The following is a 17,124-nucleotide window of genomic DNA, read 5'->3' on the forward strand; positions in this document are numbered from 1 at the left end:
CGCTGTCACGCTACCCCGCGCGTCTGGCCTAGGCGGTCCGTTGAAGAGATCCGGTGCCGGCCCGCTCTCGCGTCGAAGGTGGCACTGCCGTCAGCCTCTACCGTCAAAGGCCCCCGCAGCGATGAGCTGCGGGGGCCTTTGTGCTGGTGGGCGCGGACGGTTTCGAACCGCCGACATCTGCTTTGTAAGAGCAGCGCTCTACCCCTGAGCTACGCACCCGTGGAGTGAGGCAACAGCGTACATGGCCCATGGGTGGGTCCCGCAAACCGGTGGTTTCCGGGGGGGCAGCCCCACCATCGGGGGGTGGGCCGCCGGATCGTCGGCGCGATGGGGGTCCGTGGCGTGGGCAGACAGCGCTTTGCCTGGGGGCTTGATCGTCATGGTCGCTCCTTGTCTCCGGCGCGGTCCTCGTCGGGGCACTCGGGGTTGCCGGGTGGGGGACGGCCCGGCACGAAGCGGGGCTGGAGGACGGGCGGCTCGCGCTGCGGGTGGAGTGCGATGCCGTCGTGAGCGACTGCGGCTCCCGCCACCGGATCAAGGTGCCCCGCAGCGTGGCCGTCACCGTCGGCCGACGGGCCGACGACGGCAGCGTCGGCGTGCGGGGCGCCTCGGTGAGCTAGATGTCGTGGGGCCGTGCCCGGGCTCGCCGTGCCCGGCGCCTCGTGTGGCAGCGTCCATGTCGTGATCGTGCGCAGTGGTAACGGGGAAGTCGTCGTCCGTGGCGTGAACTGATGGGCCCGTGTGTTCGTCCTTAGCTGGTGGGAGAATGAACCAGACCGGGCAGGGCGGGCGGATACAGCACGGGAGAGGGACGTGGCGGCGACTCACGCGAGGGGCAGTTCCACGAGCGCCGCGACGGGGGCGGGGGTCGTGCGCGTGGCGCTCATGTTGCCGCTGCTCGCCGTCGCCCTCCTTCCCTCCGCCTTCGCGAGCGGCGGCAACCGGCGCTGGTTCGGCGGCGGGCGCGGCGGGAGTCAGCGGGCCGAGGCGCAGGCCGCCAAGGACGACGCGGCTGCCGCGTTCTACGAGCTGGACACCGCCCAGCGCGATCTGCGGATCTCCATCGAGACGATCACGGCCGTGGACGACTCCCCCGGCGCCCGGCGCGCCGTCGACGGCTTCGCGGCCCTCGGCCGGCGCATCGACGAGGTCAGCCACGCCTACATCACCGCCGTCGACGCGCACGACCTCGACCGGGACGAGCTGGACGCGGCCACCGCCAGCCGGGCCCGCTCCGAGCTGACCCGGGCCAAGGACGAGCTCGTACGGGTCAAGGGGGAGCTGGACCGGTTCGCGCAGGGGCTCGGGCCGCTCCTCGACACCGCCGAGACCCAGCTCGCCCGGCTCGCCCCCGCCGTCGAGCGGGCGCGACAGGCGCTCCGTAACGCGAGCACCGCTCTCGACAAGGTGCGCCAGGCCGGGCTCCGTGCCGATGATCTCGCCGCGCGGCTCGCCGCCCTCGGGCCCGAGCTCACCAAGCTCAACGAAGGCGCCGGGCGCCACGGCGTCACCGAGACCCTCCAGCGCGCCGACCGGGTCCTGCGGGACGCCGAGGCCGTCCGCACCGAGGCCGAGCGCCTCCCCGAGCGGGCCGCCGAGACCGGAAAGCGGCTGGTCTCCCTCCGTACCCGCGCCGAGGCGCTCACCACCCGGACCGGCACCGTCGAACCGGTCCTGTCCGAACTCCGCCGCCGCTTCTCGGCCGCCTGCTGGCAGGACCTCCAGTACGTCCCCGCCCAGGCCGCCGACAACGTCCGCAAGGCCGAGGAGAAGCTCCGCGAGGCGGCCAAGGCCCGCGACGAACAGCGCTGGCCCGACGCCACCAGCCTCCTCGCCACCGCCCGCGCCCTGCTCAACGCCACCGACGAGGCCGTCTCCGCGGCCGGCGACCGGCTCCGCCGCCTCGACGCCATCGCCAAGGACCCGCAGGCCGAGATCGGACGCGCCCGCTTCGCCGTCCGCGACGCCCAGCGCCTCGCCATGACCGGCCGTACCAACCCCGACCCGCGCCATGCCCGCCCCCTCGACGACGCCGTCGCCCGGCTCGACCGGGCCGTCGCCACCCTGGAGGAAGGCCGGCACCCCGACTACTGGCACTTCCTCACCGAACTCGAAGCCGTCCGCGCCGCCGCCGCCCGCGTCGTCGAGCAGATCCGGGAGGAGCGGGGCGCCGGACAACGTGGGCAGCGTTAACCTCGTCCCTATGCCTCGTTACGAGTACCGCTGCCGTTCCTGCGGCGAGACCTTCGAACTCAATCGGCCCATGGCCGAGTCCTCCGCCCCTGCCTCCTGCCCCGCCGGGCACGACGACACCGTCAAGCTGCTCTCCGCCGTCGCCGTGGGGGGTACGGCAGCCCCGCAGCAAAGCGGCGGTGGCGGTGGCGGCGGGTGCTGCGGTGGTGGGTGCTGCGGCTGAGCGCCCGGCCCCTCGCGCCCCTCAGGCCTGAGCCGGCAGCGCCGACGCCCGGTGGTTCGCCACCGCCGTGCGGAAGCGGCGCAGGATCTCCTCGCCCGCCGCCACACCCCGCTCCGCGAGGACGTCCAAGTGCGGGGCGGTCCAGGACGTGTCCGCCAGTTCGCCGTGGCCCGGGCGCCAGGCGCGGTCGGCGGCCCGCAGCAGGTCCGCGTCGAGCAGCGAGTCCCCCGCGGCCAGGACGAGGCCCGCGCCGCAGCGGCGGGCCACTTCCCGCATCGCCGCGCTCTTGGTGAGCGGCTTCGGCACCGCGTAGACCTTCCGGCCCTGGAGCGAGACCGTCCAGCCGCGTTCCTCCGCCCACTCGCCGAACCGCTTCAGCCACTCCTCCGGCATCCGCTCCCGCTCCACGACGAGATACGCGAACAGATCCTCGGCGACCCGGTGCTTGCGCACCCAGGACGGGTCCGTCGTCGCCGTGAAGTACGCGCGGATCTCGGAGAGCGGCGCGCACTCCTCGGCGAGCCGGCGCACCACGGTCTCGTGCCAGTCTCGGTCGGCGACGCCGTCGACGAGGATGTGCCCGCCGTTGGCGCAGATCGCGTACTCCGGAGCGCGGCCCGGGAGCTGGATGCGCTGGTACTGCTTGCGTGTGCGGGTCGTGGTGGGCACGAAGACCGCTTCCGTGGCCAGTTGCTCAAGGAGCGCGGCCGCGTCCTCGGTCATGTACGACAGCGGCCTGGACTCGTGCACCTCGATGCTGAGCAGCCGGGGCGCCTGCGCGTCGGGCATGCCGAGCGCGAGGGCGGCCGAGGAGTAGATCAGCGTACGGTCGAGGTCGCTGGCGACCATCACGACGGGGGCGGTACTCACTGCGAGATCACCGCCTTTCCGTCGGCGCCCGTGGCGCCTCTCGTGAACTGGGGGTGGATCAGTCCCACGCAGGTGTACGGGAGTCCGTCGACCTCCTCGACGGGCACCCCGCGCTGCTCGGCGAGGAGACGTACGTGCGCGAGGTCGGCGCCCGCGCCGCGCTGGGCGAGGATCTTCCAGGGGACGCGGCGCAGCAGGACGCGGGTGGTCTCGCCGACGCCGGGCTTCACCAGGTTGACGTCGTGGATGCCGTACTCCTCGCTGATCCGCTCGACGGCGGCCCAGCCCTCCCAGGTGGGCGTGCGGTCGGCGGCGAGCAGCTCCTTCACGGCCGGGCCGACCTCCTCGGCGACCTCGTCGAAGCGGGCGGCGACGGCGTCCAGGAAGTCGTTCGAGACATCGGCGCCGGCCAGCTCGCGGTAGAACTTGCCGCCGTGGAAGTCGTGCGGTCCGACGAGGTCGGCCCGCAGGACCGTACGCGATATCAGGCCGGACACGGTCGAGTTGAGGCAGGCGGAGGGGATGAGGAAGTCCTCGCGGGTGCCGTAGGTGCGCACGCAGGAGCCGGGGTCGGCGAGGACCGCGATCTCCGGGTCGAAACCGGCGATCCCCTCGCCGCGCTCGAACTCCTCGATCGCCTCGGCCAGTTCGCGGGTGATGGCGCCCTTGCCGGTCCAGCCGTCGACGAAGACGACGTCGGCCGGGTCGTGGTGGGCGGCGAGCCAGCGCAGCGCGTTGGCGTCGATACCGCGGCCGCGGACGATGGAGACGGCGTAGTGGGGCAGTTCGAGGCCGTGGCGGGCCTGGGCCCAGCGGCGCATCAGGACGCCGACGGGGGTGCCGGCCCGGGCGAGCGAGACCAGCACGGGCGTGCCGCTCCCCCGGCCGGACTTCTCGGCGAGGACGGTCTCGGTGACGGTGCCGACGGCGCGGGCGATCCGGGCGGCCGAGGTCTCCAGGGCGGCGTGGAAGAGCTCCTGGTACCGGTCGCTCGGCTGGTACTCGACCGGCAGCGACTCCGCGTAGTGGGCGCCGCCGCTCTGGATCGCCTCCTCGCGCTCCTCGGTCGGCGCCTCCAGCTCGACGTCCGAGAGGTCCTGGAGCAGCCAGCCGACCTCCTCGGGGGCGTACGAGGAGAAGGCGGGGCCGCGGAGGGGCTCGGGCAGCATGGAGCTCCTTTCGGGAGCTTCGAGGGCATGAAGAGCTTCGAGGGCGTGGGGAGCTTCGACGTCTTCGAGCGCTTCGGTGACGGGCACGGAGTCGTACGAGGGCACGGACGGCGGCACGTACGACGGGACGACCGCAAGGACCACGTGCGGGATGTGCGCCGCGAGCTGGGCCAGCAGGCCGTCCTGGGCGTGCAGCTCCGGGGTGTCGCCAACGGAGTCGACGACGGCCACGACCGCGTCGAAGCCGGCGCCCGCGACGTTGTACGCGTACCGCTCGCCGGGCCCGTCGGCCGGCGCGTCGTGGGCCGGGAAGACGAGCCGGGTGCGTATCGCGTAGCCGGGGTCGTCGACGGCGAGGACGGGCGAGCGGGTGGTGGTGGAGTACGAGACGTCCCGCCCGGCGCGCTCCAGGGCGACGGCGAGCCGCAACGGCGCGTACATCAGCTCCTCGAAGCCGAGGACCAGGATCCGCTGGGCGTCGCCGAGGGCCGCCGTCAGGCGCTCGGTCATGGCAGGCAGGGCGTCGTCCAGGGCGACGGCGTGGGGCGCGCGGAAGCCGTGGCGGCCGCCGTCCGGGACGGCGGTGGGCCAGCCGAGCTCGACCCGTACGGGGGCCGTGCGGGGCGTCCGGGGCGGCGGCACCGGAGCGGACCGGTACGCGGTCTCGTGCGCGGCGACCAGCGCCTGGCCCTTCTCCAGGACCCCGTCCGGCAGTCGTACGGTGCCGGCGGCGCCGGTCACCAGGTCGACGCGGGCGCCGATCTCCTGGGCGAAGCCCTCCAGGCGTCCGAGGTCGGCGGCCGAGCGCATGTCGACCAGGGCCACGATCACGTACCGCTCGCGCGGGAAGCGTTCGTGCAGGTCGCGGATGGTGTTGAGGACGGTGTTGCCGGTGGAGAACTCGTCGTCGACGAGGACGAGCGGGCCGTCACCGGCCAGCAGCTTCGGGTCCTCGGGGAGGAGAAGGTGCGAGGTGGCGTGCGAGTGGGACTCCTCGAAGCCGCCCGCGCTCGGCACGCTGTCGACGGGCCGCCGGGTGGAGTGCAGGTAGGGCGCGAAGCCGAGACCGTCGGCGACCGAGTGCCCAAGGCCGGTGGCCGTCTCCGCGTAGCCGACGACGACGCTGCGCGCGGCCTCCTCGCGGCCGAGCAGGTCGCGCACGCGCAGGCCGAGCGAGAACCCGGAGCCGTACACGACGCTCGGCCGCTGCGGCACGTGCTTGCCGAGCACGTTGGAGACCAGCAGGTGCGCCCGTCTCGGGTTGCGGCGCAGCGCGAGGCCCAGCAGGCCAGGAAGCCGCTCGTCGCCGTCCAGTTCGACGCCCAGCCGCTCGGCGACCCACGTTCCCGACCACACCACGTCGTCATACACCCTTCGTCAGCCGGACAGTCCGGCGGTGAGCAGATCCACGAAGCCGACGTCCTCCTTGGCGACGCCGAAGACCTCGGCGCGCAGGAGGGTCCGCTCGGCCCACGCGCGATGCGGCTTCACTTCGTTCATTTTGTTCGTATATGCGGAGCGCATCACTCCGCCACCGCCCCGCTCGGGCCGCACGATGTCCTGCGCGTCGCTGAACTCCTCGTGGCTGACCACGGAGAGTGCGTGCACCGGCACCACGTGGGTGGGGTGGATGCAGGTCTTGCCGAGCAGTCCGTTGGCCCGGTCGAGCTCGATCTCGCGCAGCAGCCCGTCGAGGTCGTGCTCGATGAGCGCGGTGCGCAGGTCCTCGGCGCGGCCCTCCAGGAAGGGGCTGCGGCGCAGCTGTGGCTTGAACATGCGCTCGCCGAGCCGGAAGTACTCCCAGACCGGTCCGGTGATCGTGAAGCCGGTGCCGTCGGAGCGGCCGAGGACGTTGACGACGTCGGCGATGACGTGGGCGACGAGCTGGACGTCGTACGCCGTCATGTCGGGCGAGCGGCGCAGCCCGTAGGCGGAGCAGAAGTCGGTGACGCCGAGGCGCAGGGCGAGGACCCGCTGCCGGTACTTGTCCACGGTCGTGGCGATGCCGGCGAGGGTCTCGGCGCGGGTCTCCAGGTGGAGCAGTTCGGGCGACTCGAGGACGGGCATGGCGAAGAGCCGCCGTCCGCTCGCCTTCTCGGCGACGGTGAGGGCCTCCAGGAAGGCCCGTCCGCGGTTCTCGGTGAACTTCGGCAGGACGAATCCGGACAGCAGGCGGACGGTGTCGCCGAGCCGCGCGACCAGATCGGTGATCTGGTGGGGCTCACGGACCCGGATGAAGAGCAGGGGCACATCCTGGGGGGCCTGTCCGTCGGCCGCGCCGCGGCCCCGCGCCAGCTCGGCGAACTGGTGGACGAGGTTGGCCTCGGCCGCCTCCACATCGGCGTCGGCGATGGAGTCCTCCAGGCACAGCACCATGGAGACGACCCCGCGTGCGGCCTGTTTGCGCACGTCGTCGGCGAGCCGCGGCCGGGTGGCCGGGCTGTAGAGGGTGGCCCCCAGGGCCACGGCGAGCGTGCTCGCGGGCGAGTCGGCCGTGAACTCGGCCGGCTCCTGGTGGAACAGCCCGGCCCGCGCGGCGGACGAGACGTGCCCGAAATGACGCATGTAACTCCCTCGACTGCCTCTGCGGGCCTGACGACATGTGGCCGGTAATAGTACGTAGGTGCGGGTGTCCTTAGTTCCCCTCACGTATGAAATCCAGGTAACCCGTCCGCATCGGTCGTATGCCTCGTACTTCGCGAGGTGCCTCGACGTACTTCGCGAGGTGCCTCGACGCGCACATCTGTTGCGGCCCCCGCGTTGTCCGGCGGTCGGCCGGGAAGGCAGGATGACCGTCATGACGCACGCGATGCTGAAGGGCTCCAACGTCCCTCTCGACACCGCGGCCGTACGGGCCGTGCTCCGCTGGACCCCGGGCCCCGGGGTCCCCGACGTGGACGCCTCGGCGCTGCTGCTCGGTGCCGACGGGCGCGTGCGCTCCGACGAGGACTTCGTCTTCTACAACCAGCCACGCCACCCCTCGGGGCTTGTGCGCCGGCTGCCGAAGAAGCGGGTGGCGGAGGGGCTGACCGACACGGTCGAGGCCGATCTCGGCGGGCTCGACCCGTCGGTCGACCAGGTAGTGATCGCCGCCTCCTCGGACGGGGACACCTTCCGCTCCGTCTCCGACCTGCGGATCCTGCTGTACGACGCGGGTGCGACGGACGGTGAGCCGCTGGCCCTGTTCGACGTGAAGGCGGAGACCGGCGAGGAGACGGCGATCATCTGCGGCGAGCTGTACCGGCGCGGGGACGGCTGGAAGTTCCGCGCGGTGGGGCAGGGCTATCCGACCGGGCTCGTCGGTCTCGCCACCGACTTCGGGATCTCGGTGGACGAGGACGCCGCGGCCGGTGCAACGCCGGACACCGGCGCGGTCCCGGACGCCGGTACGCCTGACACCGGTCGGCCGGACGTCGGCGCGGTCCCGGGGCAGGATCGCGGCCAGGACCGGGGGCCGGTTCCGGCCACCCCGGACCTCGACGCGACGGTCGTCCACGCGCCCCTGCCCGGCCCCGGCCCCGTAGCAGGTCCCGTACCCGTGTCCGTACCGCCCCGGCCGAGCACTCCCCCGGCTCCCGTACCGGCCTACGGGTATCCGCAGCCGGTCTCCTCCGACCGGCCCGGTTACGGCTATCCGCAGCCCGCCGAGGCCGCCGCGCCCGCCCCTGACCCGAACTTCCGGCTGCCGCCGATGGGCCCGCAGTTCGTCCGCCCGTAACCCCACGGGTCACGCCTTGGTTTTGTAGCCGCGCCCCCACTGCAGGCCCCATCCGTACAGCCGGTCCAGCTCCGCCTGGAAGCCGTACACGAACTTCACCTCACGGCGGACGATCAGTTCGTCCTTGACCTTCTCGACGGTGAAGACGGCGCAGGAACGGGCCTGCGGGGCGCGCTCGTCCAGTTCGATCTCGATCCGCGGCCCGTTGCTGGGGTAGAGCGTCACCTTGGCGTGGGTGCGGTCGAAGGCCGGGGTCTGGTCGTAGATGTAGACGAAGAACAGCAGACGCTTGATCTCGTCGCGGTGGTCGAGGTTGACGAAGATCGTCTCGCCGGACGATCCGCCGAACCGGTCGTCGCCGCTCAGGTTCACGTACGGCGGCGCGTTCAGGGATCCGAAGAAGCTGCCGAGCGGCTGCACGACGCCCTTGCTGCCGTCCGTCAGCTCGTACATGCAGCCGAGGTCGAGGTCGACGTTGACCATGCTCTGGGTGTGCGCCTGGACGACCTCGGGCTTGAAGAGCTTCGAGGGGTGGCGCAGCAGCTGCCCGCTCTGGCGGGAGCGGCCCTCGATGTCGGAGGTGCGCATCCGCCAGGAGAGGTTGACGCGCAGATTGCCGGTGGCGGCGCCCTGCTTGGTCAGGGAGACCGTCGGGCGCCGTTTGGTCAGGTCGATGGCGTTGCTGGAGGCGCTGCCCGAATCGAACTGCGCGGCCCTCCCCGGAAACAGGCCGTCGAAGAAGCCCATGTGCCCCACCCCCCACTCGAAACCTGGCCGTACGCCCGCGGGGCGGCCGGGTGCACCGGCCGCCCCGCAGTGAAGCGTTCCTCATTGCCGGGGGTGTCACACCCCGGACGACACCTCGGTCTTGTCCGAGGAGTCAGCTTTTCCCTCGGCCGCCGCCATGGCCTTGTTGCGGCGGACGGAGGACCAGAAGGACCAGGCGATGAGGGCGACACCGATGAGGCCGGTGACGACCTCGGGGATCTCATACCGGATGGTGATCATGAGGAGCACGGCGAGCGCGCCGATGGCGTAGTGGGCGCCGTGCTCCAGGTAGACGTAGTCGTCGAGGGTGCCCTGGCGGACCAGGTAGACCGTCAGCGAACGGACGTACATCGCGCCGACGCCGAGGCCGAGCGCCATGAGGATGATGTCGTTGGTGATGGCGAAGGCGCCGATGACACCGTCGAAGGAGAACGACGCGTCGAGGACTTCGAGGTAGAGGAACATGAAGAAGGCGGCCTTGCCGGCCATCTGCACGGCGGAGACCTTCTTGCCCTTGCGCTTGGCCTCCTCCTCGAGCTCGTGCTCGTGCTCCTCTTCCTCCTCCAGCTTGTTCTCGAAGTAGCCGGAGAGGCCGCCGACGACGAGGTAGGTGATGAGACCGAAGACGCCGGAGAGCAGGACGGTCGCCGCCTTGTCGACGTGGACGCCGCCGTGCTGGTGGGCCTGGGTCGCGAAGGTCATGGCGCTGACCGCCAGGACGATCAGGGCGATGCAGACCGAGAGCATGTCGATCTTGCCGAGCTTTGCCAGCGGGCGCTCCAGCCAGCCGAGCCACTTGATGTCACGGTCCTCGAAGATGAAGTCGAGGAAGATCATCAGCAGGAACATGCCACCGAAGGCCGCGATCGACGGGTGCGCGTCGGTCACGAGCTGTTCGTAGCGTTCGGCGTCGTTGAGCGCGAGATCGACGGCCTCGATGGGGCCGATCTTGGCGCTGATGGCGACGATCACGACGGGGAAGACCAGCCGCATGCCGAAGACGGCGATGAGCACACCGATGGTGAGGAAGATCTTCTGCCAGAAGGCATTCATCTTCTTCAGGATTCCGGCGTTGACCACCGCATTGTCGAAGGACAGCGAGATCTCGAGGATGCACAGGATCGCGACGATCCCGAACGCTTCCCACCCCCCGTAGAGCACCGCTGCGACCAGTCCGAGCGCCGTGATGGCGAACGACCAGCCGAAGGTTTTCAGAACCACTGTCTACCCCATCGTTTTTAGTACGCGGCTTTACGAAACGTTGACCCCGAAGTCTAGAGCGATGCCCCGGAGGCCGGACGCGTACCCCTGCCCTACCGCCCGGAACTTCCATTCACCCCCGTACCGGTACAGCTCGCCGAAGATCATCGCGGTCTCGGTGGAGGCGTCCTCGGAGAGGTCGTAGCGGGCCAGCTCCTGGCCGTCCGCCTGGTTCACCACGCGAATGAAGGCGTTACTGACCTGGCCGAAGGTCTGGCCGCGATTGTCGGCCTCGTGGATCGAGACCGGGAAGACGATCTTGTCGCAGTGGGCCGGGACCTTGATGAGGTCCACGATCAGCGACTCGTCGTCGCCGTCGCCCTCGCCGGTGAGGTTGTCGCCGGTGTGCTCGACGGAACCCTCGGGGCTCTTGAGGTTGTTGTAGAAGACGAAGTACTCGTCGCCGAGCACCCGTCCCGACTGGCACAGCAGGGCGCTGGCGTCGAGGTCGAAGGGCGCTCCTGTGGTGGAGCGCGCGTCCCAGCCGAGGCCGACCAGCACCTGGGTCAGGTTGGGTGCGGCCTTGGAGAGGGAGACGTTGCCTCCCTTGGCGAGCGTGACGCCCATGTGTGGTTCCTCCCCGGTGAAACTGCGATCGTGCTGCTGATGAGGCACGTCCGGCGCCGCACGGTGTGTGCGGCGCCGGACGATTCGACTGCCTGTCGGTGACTCAGACCTGTCGGTGCCGAATGACTCAGAACCGGGTCACTCAGACGTTGACGCCGAAGTCCTGCGCGATGCCGCGCAGGCCCGAGGCGTAGCCCTGGCCGACAGCGCGGAACTTCCACTCTTCGCCGCTGCGGTACAGCTCGCCGAAGACCATGGCCGTCTCGGTCGAGGCGTCCTCGGAGAGGTCGTACCGGGCGATCTCGGCTCCGCCGGCCTGGTTCACGACGCGGATGAACGCGTTGCGCACCTGGCCGAAGGACTGCTGACGGTTCTCGGCGTCGTAGATCGACACCGGGAAGACGATCTTGGCTACGTCGGCGGGCACCGTGGCCAGGCTGACCTTGACCTGCTCGTCGTCGCCCTCGCCCTCGCCGGTGAGGTTGTCACCGGTGTGCTCGACCGAGCCGTCCGCGCTCTTCAGGTTGTTGAAGAACACGAAGTCCTGGTCGTTGCGGACCTTGCCCTCCGTGTTGACCAGAATGGCGCTGGCGTCGAGGTCGAAGTCCGTCCCGGTGGTGGTGCGGACGTCCCAGCCCAGACCGACGGTGACGGCGGTCAGGCCAGGGGCCTCCTTGGTCAGCGAGACGTTGCCGCCCTTGCTGAGGCTGACTCCCACGAGTCCCTCCATATGGTTTCCAGGGGCAGCGCCCCCGTCGTGCGTTGGCATCGGATCAACGAGTGGATCCTAGTGAGGGGTTCCCGGCCTGGACAGGCGATTCGCCCCGATGTTCAGAGAGTGTCGAGCGCCTTGAGGTAGTCGTCGAGGTCGCGGGCGTCCGGCAGGGCGTTGACGACGCTCCAGCGGACGACGCCCTCCTTGTCGATGATGAACGTGCCGCGCACGGCGCAGCCCTTGTCCTCGTCGAAGACTCCGTAGGCGCGGGAGGCCTCGCCATGCTTCCAGAAGTCGGACAGGAGCGGGTACTCCAGGCCCTCCTGGTCGGCGAAGACGCGCAGGGTGTGGATGGAGTCGGTGGAGACGGCGAGGAGCTGGGTGTCGTCGTTGACGAACTTCGGCAGGTTGTCGCGCAGCTCGCGCAGCTCGCCGGTGCAGACGCCGGTGAAGGCGAAGGGGTAGAAGAGCAGGACCACGTTCTTCTCGCCCCGGTAGTCGGAGAGCCTCACGGTGCGGCCGTGGTTGTCCTTGAGCTCGAACTCCGGAGCCTTCGCGCCGACCTCGATCGCCATGGCGTGCGCGTCCCTTCACTGGACCGAACAGGTGAAGGCCCAGCTTAGGACCCTGCGGTGCGGACGTGCCGGGGGCAGGTGAGGACCTGCTGGGGGGCAGGTGAGGACCTGGCGGCGGGCGGGTGAGGACTGCCGGGGCCCACCACGCACAACGGCCCCCGCCGGTTTGCACCGGCGGGGGCTCCTGCTTGCTCGTTGGATCAGCGCTTGGGGGCGATGAGGCGGCTGCCCACCCAGTCCTTGGCCACGCTGATGCTCTTGGTCTGGGAGAGGCCGGCAGTCTGCGCGGCGTCGCTGATGTCGCTGGGCTCGACGTAGCCGTCACGGCCCGTCTTGGGCGTCAGCAGCCACATGAGCCCGCCGTCCTCCAGCAGGCCAATGGCATCGACCAGGGAGTCCGTCAGGTCTCCGTCCTCGTCGCGGAACCAGATCACGACAGCGTCGGCGACGTCGTCGTAGTCCTCGTCAGCGAGGTCCGACCCGATGATGGACTCGATGCCTTCGCGGAGATCGAAATCGACGTCGTCGTCGTAACCGATCTCCTGGACCACCTGTCCGGGCTCGAACCCCAGCCTCGCTGCCGGGTTGGTCCGCTCCTCCGCGTGGTCCGCGGTCGCGCTCACGGCTTGCCTCCTGATCATGTATCGGAAAATGCTTCGGCCACGCGCGTACGCGCAGCGCTGGCCGTAGTCCACACGGGCTGGGCGGATCGCGCAAGTACCCGGCCGCCGAGACCGCCGAAACGGTGACGTTTGGGGCCGTCTCGCCGCATCTTCCGGGCCGGTTCCACTCCGCTCCGTGACATACGGCACACGCTTCGTCCTGCTTTGCGGGGTTCCGCGACTTCAGTCTGCCGAACGTCCTGACGAAACGCATGCGCGGGTTGGGCGTAAGGTTGCGATTTGACCCAACCAGGCGTCCAGCGGGGGTTACCCCTCGGTAGAGATGACGTTTGACGCCGAGGGGGTACACGATGGACATCCCCGGCCGGCGTCCCGGCCTCCGTGGGCTCCACCGAACAGCGAAGGAACAGCGTGGCTTCCGGATCCGATCGCAACCCGATCATCATTGGCGGCCTTCCCAGCCAGGTCCCGGATTTTGATCCCGAAGAGACCCAGGAATGGCTCGACTCCCTCGACGCGGCGGTCGACGAGCGGGGCCGAGAGCGGGCCCGCTACCTGATGCTCCGCCTGATCGAGCGCGCCCGCGAGAAGCGCGTCGCCGTGCCTGAGATGCGTAGCACGGACTACGTCAACACGATCGCGACCAAGGACGAGCCGTTCTTCCCGGGCAACGAGGAGATCGAGCGCAAGGTCCTCAACGCGACCCGCTGGAACGCGGCCGTGATGGTCTCGCGCGCGCAGCGCCCGGGCATCGGGGTCGGCGGCCACATCGCCACGTTCGCCTCCTCCGCGTCGCTGTACGACGTCGGCTTCAACCACTTCTTCCGCGGCAAGGACGAGGGCGACGGCGGCGACCAGATCTTCTTCCAGGGCCATGCCTCCCCGGGTGTGTACGCCCGCGCCTATCTGCTGGACCGGCTGAGCGAGACGCAGCTCGACGCGTTCCGCCAGGAGAAGTCGAAGTTCCCGAACGGCCTGTCCTCGTACCCGCACCCGCGGCTGATGCCGGACTTCTGGGAGTTCCCGACCGTCTCGATGGGCCTGGGCCCGATCGGCGCGATCTACCAGGCCCGGATGAACCGCTACATGGAGGCGCGCGGTATCGCCGACACCTCCAAGTCGCACGTCTGGGCCTTCCTCGGCGACGGCGAGATGGACGAGCCGGAGTCGCTCGGCCAGCTCTCCATCGCCGCCCGCGAGGGCCTGGACAACCTGACCTTCGTCGTCAACTGCAACCTCCAGCGCCTCGACGGCCCCGTGCGCGGCAACGGCAAGATCATCCAGGAGCTGGAGTCGCAGTTCCGCGGCGCCGGCTGGAACGTGATCAAGCTCATCTGGGACCGCTCCTGGGACCCGCTGCTCGCCCAGGACCGCGACGGCATCCTGGTCAACAAGCTGAACACCACGCCCGACGGCCAGTTCCAGACGTACGCCACGGAGACCGGCGCGTACATCCGCGACCACTTCTTCGGCGACGACCAGCGGCTGCGCTCGATGGTCGAGTCCATGACGGACCAGCAGATCCTGCACCTGGGCCGTGGCGGCCACGACCACAGGAAGATCTACGCGGCCTTCGCGGCGGCCAAGGCCCACAAGGGCCAGCCGACCGTCGTCCTCGCGCAGACCGTCAAGGGCTGGACCCTCGGCCCGAACTTCGAGGGCCGCAACGCGACCCACCAGATGAAGAAGCTGACGGTCGACGACCTCAAGCGCTTCCGCGACCGGCTGCACATCCCGGTCACGGACGCGCAGCTGGAGAACGGCCTGCCGCCGTACTACCACCCGGGCCGGAACTCCGAGGAGATCCAGTACATGCACGACCGCCGCAAGGCGCTCGGCGGGTACGTCCCGACCCGTGTCGTGCGGTCGAAGCCGCTGATCCTGCCCGAGGACAAGACCTACGCCCCGGTGAAGAAGGGCTCCGGCCAGCAGTCGATCGCCACCACGATGGCCTTCGTCCGGCTGCTCAAGGAGCTGATGCGGGACAAGGAGATCGGCAAGCGGTTCGTGCTGATCGCCCCCGACGAGTACCGCACGTTCGGTATGGACTCGTTCTTCCCGAGCGCCAAGATCTACAACCCGCTGGGCCAGCAGTACGAGGCCGTGGACCGCGAACTGCTGCTCGCGTACAAGGAGTCCCCGACCGGTCAGATGCTGCACGACGGCATCTCCGAGGCCGGCTGCACGGCCTCGCTGATCGCGGCCGGTTCGGCGTACGCCACGCACGGCGAACCGCTGATCCCGGTCTACGTCTTCTACTCGATGTTCGGTTTCCAGCGGACCGGCGACCAGTTCTGGCAGATGGCCGACCAGCTCGCGCGCGGCTTCGTCCTCGGCGCCACCGCCGGCCGTACGACGCTGACCGGTGAGGGCCTCCAGCACGCGGACGGCCACTCGCACCTGCTCGCCTCGACGAACCCGGGCTGCGTCGCGTACGACCCGGCCTTCGGCTTCGAGATCGCGCACATCGTCCAGGACGGCCTGAAGAGGATGTACGGCCCGAACGCCGAGGACGTCTTCTACTACCTGACCGTCTACAACGAGCCGATCCAGCACCCGGCCGAGCCCGAGAACGTGGACGCCGAGGGCATCCTCAAGGGCATCTACCGCTTCAAGGCGGGCGAGGCCGGAGCGATCCCCGCGCAGATCATGGCCTCCGGTGTCGCCGTGCCGTGGGCGCTGGAGGCGCAGCGGATCCTCGCCGAGGAGTGGAACGTCCGCGCCGACGTCTGGTCGGCGACGTCCTGGAACGAGCTGCGCCGCGAGGCCGTCGAGGTCGACCGGCACAACCTGCTCCACCCGGAGGAGGAGCAGCGCGTCCCGTACGTGACGCAGAAGCTGTCCTCTGCCCAGGGCCCGTTCGTGGCGGTCTCCGACTGGATGCGCTCGGTCCCGGACCAGATCTCCCGCTGGGTGCCGGGCGCCTACACCTCGCTCGGCGCGGACGGCTTCGGCTTCGCGGACACCCGGGGTGCGGCCCGCCGCTACTTCAACATCGACGCCCAGTCGATCGTGCTCGCGGTCCTCACCGAACTCGCCCGCGAGGGCAAGGTCGACCGGTCGGCGCTGAAGCAGGCCGTGGACCGCTACCAGCTGCTCGACGTCGCGGCCGCCGACCCCGGCTCCGCCGGCGGAGAGGCGTAACGGCGCGGACGCGTCACGGCGGGTCCGTCGTCGCGTAACGGCGGGTCCGTCGCCTGACGGCGGGTCCGTGTGGTGCGGGTGCGGGGCGAGTGCGCCCCCGCACCACCCATACGATTCCCGGCATGAAGGAAAGCTGGGAGAAGCGCACCCAGACGCCACTGCTGATCCTGGCAGTGGCGTTCGGCGTTGCGTACGCCGTACCGATCGTGGCGCCGGATGCCACCCCATGGATCCATGAGCTGTGCCTGGCCGTGGAGTGGGTGGTGTGGGGGGCGTTCGCGCTCGACTACGCCGTACGGCTTGCACTGGCTCCCAGCAAGCGGCACTTCGTCCGCAACCACCCCCTGGACCTGCTGGCCGTGTTGCTGCCTCTGGTGCAGCCGTTGCGGCTGCTGCGGTTGGTCTCGACGCTCCTCCTCGTGGGCCGACGGGCCCGGATGGCCCCGCAGATAACGCTCACCACCTATGTGGCGGGCGCGGTGGTCGGGCTGATGATGTTCGGCTCGCTGGCCGTGCTCCACGTGGAGCGGTCCGCCCCGAACGGCAACATCAAGACGCTCGGCGACGCGGTCTGGTGGTCGTTCACCACGATGACGACCGTGGGCTACGGCGATCACGCCCCGACCACGGGCCTCGGCCGCATCCTCGCCGTGGGCCTGATGCTCTCGGGGATCGCCCTGCTGGGTGTCGTGACCGCCAACATCGCCGCCTGGTTCATCTCCCGCTTCGAGCGGGACGACGCCCAGGAGCGCCGGCAGACCGAACTCCTCGAGGCCCTGACCCGGGAGGTCCAGGAGCTGCGCGCCGAGGTGTCCCGGCTCTCGGCGCCGGCCCCCGTGCCGCCGCAGGGCGAGCTCCCTAGCGCTCCCAGATCTTGAACGCTCTGACCTGGTACGGACTCTGGGGAACCCAGGTCCCGCGCCCCGGATAGGTCTCGAACTCCCCTGTCTCCGCGCACGTGTCGGACTGGTACGTGGTGACCGGCCGCCCGGTCCGGTTGGCGAGGGCCTGCGCACTCGCGCCCGGAGGCAGAGCGACACAGCCCTCGACGTCCGTGTCGGCCAGCTCGTGCGTCCACGCCGTTCCCCGGAAGTCCGTCTTGGGCCACAGGCAGAGCTGACCGGGCCCGCAGGCGCCGAGCTTCGGCGCGGGTGCCGTGGATGCGGCGGGTGCGGCGGCCGCGGCGGCCGCGGCGGGCAGGGTGGTGAGCAGGACGGCCGCCAGCGCGGCCAGGAGTACGTGCTTCGTATACATGTCGATGTCCCCCCGATTTCGCTTTCGTCACTCTCTGTAATCAGA

15 protein-coding genes and 1 tRNA gene are annotated in these 17,124 nt (G+C 70.2%); 5 read left to right on the forward strand and 11 right to left on the reverse strand.

Annotated elements, in window-relative coordinates:
• Positions 1 to 144 precede the first annotated feature (144 nt).
• Positions 145 to 219, reverse strand: a tRNA-Val gene (locus ACZ4VI_RS12085).
• A gap of 594 nt (positions 220 to 813) precedes the next feature.
• On the opposite strand from ACZ4VI_RS12085, the gene ACZ4VI_RS12090 reads away from it, so the two are divergent.
• Both ACZ4VI_RS12090 and ACZ4VI_RS12095 read left to right on the forward strand, forming a co-directional pair.
• Positions 814 to 2,193 (forward strand): hypothetical protein, encoded by a 1,380-nt coding sequence (locus ACZ4VI_RS12090; protein WP_467999080.1) that lies wholly within the window; start codon positions 814 to 816, stop codon positions 2,191 to 2,193.
• A 10-nt stretch (positions 2,194 to 2,203) separates the two neighbouring features.
• Positions 2,204 to 2,416 carry an FmdB family zinc ribbon protein gene (locus ACZ4VI_RS12095; RefSeq protein WP_467999081.1) on the forward strand — a complete coding sequence of 71 codons (213 nt, stop codon included), beginning with the start codon at positions 2,204 to 2,206 and terminating at the stop codon, positions 2,414 to 2,416.
• 21 nt (positions 2,417 to 2,437) lie between these two features.
• Here the strand turns inward: ACZ4VI_RS12095 and ACZ4VI_RS12100 are convergent, their stop codons facing one another.
• The 3 genes from ACZ4VI_RS12100 to ACZ4VI_RS12110 are packed head-to-tail and all read right to left on the reverse strand — an operon-like array spanning position 2,438 to position 7,020.
• Positions 2,438 to 3,265: an HAD family hydrolase gene (locus tag ACZ4VI_RS12100; RefSeq protein ID WP_467999308.1), complete on the reverse strand. Its 828-nt coding sequence runs from the start codon at positions 3,263 to 3,265 to the stop codon at positions 2,438 to 2,440.
• Between the two features lie 17 nt (positions 3,266 to 3,282).
• Positions 3,283 to 5,814 carry a phosphoribosyltransferase gene (locus ACZ4VI_RS12105; RefSeq protein WP_467999083.1) on the reverse strand — a complete coding sequence of 844 codons (2,532 nt, stop codon included), beginning with the start codon at positions 5,812 to 5,814 and terminating at the stop codon, positions 3,283 to 3,285.
• Between the two features lie 18 nt (positions 5,815 to 5,832).
• A complete protein-coding gene (locus ACZ4VI_RS12110; RefSeq protein WP_467999084.1) occupies positions 5,833 to 7,020 on the reverse strand; it encodes an HpcH/HpaI aldolase/citrate lyase family protein in 1,188 nt (395 codons plus the stop codon).
• 223 nt (positions 7,021 to 7,243) lie between these two features.
• Here ACZ4VI_RS12110 and ACZ4VI_RS12115 point away from each other — a divergent pair, with 223 nt between their 5' ends.
• A complete protein-coding gene (locus tag ACZ4VI_RS12115) occupies positions 7,244 to 8,173 on the forward strand; it encodes a TerD family protein (protein WP_467999086.1) in 930 nt (309 codons plus the stop codon).
• Positions 8,174 to 8,182: 9 nt separating this feature from the next.
• Here the strand turns inward: ACZ4VI_RS12115 and ACZ4VI_RS12120 are convergent, their stop codons facing one another.
• The 6 genes from ACZ4VI_RS12120 to ACZ4VI_RS12145 all read right to left on the reverse strand — a co-directional run bounded on the left by ACZ4VI_RS12120 (position 8,183) and on the right by ACZ4VI_RS12145 (position 12,681).
• Positions 8,183 to 8,920, reverse strand: a complete 738-nt coding sequence (locus tag ACZ4VI_RS12120) for a TerD family protein (RefSeq protein ID WP_467999088.1) — start codon at positions 8,918 to 8,920, stop codon at positions 8,183 to 8,185.
• 96 nt (positions 8,921 to 9,016) lie between these two features.
• Entirely contained in the window at positions 9,017 to 10,162 is a 1,146-nt protein-coding gene (locus tag ACZ4VI_RS12125; RefSeq protein WP_467999089.1) for a DUF475 domain-containing protein, read from the reverse strand.
• 30 nt (positions 10,163 to 10,192) lie between these two features.
• On the reverse strand, positions 10,193 to 10,768 hold the full coding sequence (locus ACZ4VI_RS12130; protein ID WP_352192240.1) for a TerD family protein: 576 nt from the start codon (positions 10,766 to 10,768) through the stop codon (positions 10,193 to 10,195).
• A 142-nt stretch (positions 10,769 to 10,910) separates the two neighbouring features.
• Positions 10,911 to 11,486: a TerD family protein gene (locus ACZ4VI_RS12135; RefSeq protein ID WP_467999090.1), complete on the reverse strand. Its 576-nt coding sequence runs from the start codon at positions 11,484 to 11,486 to the stop codon at positions 10,911 to 10,913.
• Positions 11,487 to 11,599: 113 nt separating this feature from the next.
• Positions 11,600 to 12,058: a peroxiredoxin gene (locus ACZ4VI_RS12140; RefSeq protein ID WP_467999091.1), complete on the reverse strand. Its 459-nt coding sequence runs from the start codon at positions 12,056 to 12,058 to the stop codon at positions 11,600 to 11,602.
• A 200-nt stretch (positions 12,059 to 12,258) separates the two neighbouring features.
• Positions 12,259 to 12,681, reverse strand: a complete 423-nt coding sequence (locus tag ACZ4VI_RS12145; protein ID WP_467999092.1) for a DUF3052 domain-containing protein — start codon at positions 12,679 to 12,681, stop codon at positions 12,259 to 12,261.
• Positions 12,682 to 13,092: 411 nt separating this feature from the next.
• Between ACZ4VI_RS12145 and aceE the strand changes: the two genes are divergently transcribed.
• Positions 13,093 to 15,825: a pyruvate dehydrogenase (acetyl-transferring), homodimeric type gene (gene aceE / locus ACZ4VI_RS12150; protein ID WP_467999093.1), complete on the forward strand. Its 2,733-nt coding sequence runs from the start codon at positions 13,093 to 13,095 to the stop codon at positions 15,823 to 15,825.
• 122 nt (positions 15,826 to 15,947) lie between these two features.
• Entirely contained in the window at positions 15,948 to 16,703 is a 756-nt protein-coding gene (locus ACZ4VI_RS12155; protein WP_467999094.1) for a potassium channel family protein, read from the forward strand.
• Here the strand turns inward: ACZ4VI_RS12155 and ACZ4VI_RS12160 are convergent.
• On the reverse strand, positions 16,684 to 17,079 hold the full coding sequence (locus tag ACZ4VI_RS12160; RefSeq protein ID WP_467999095.1) for a peptidase inhibitor family I36 protein: 396 nt from the start codon (positions 17,077 to 17,079) through the stop codon (positions 16,684 to 16,686). The two genes, ACZ4VI_RS12155 and ACZ4VI_RS12160, sit on opposite strands and share 20 nt — an antisense overlap.
• Between the last annotated feature and the right edge of the window lie 45 nt (positions 17,080 to 17,124).

The organism is Streptomyces sp. NPDC029169 (genome assembly GCF_055563935.1).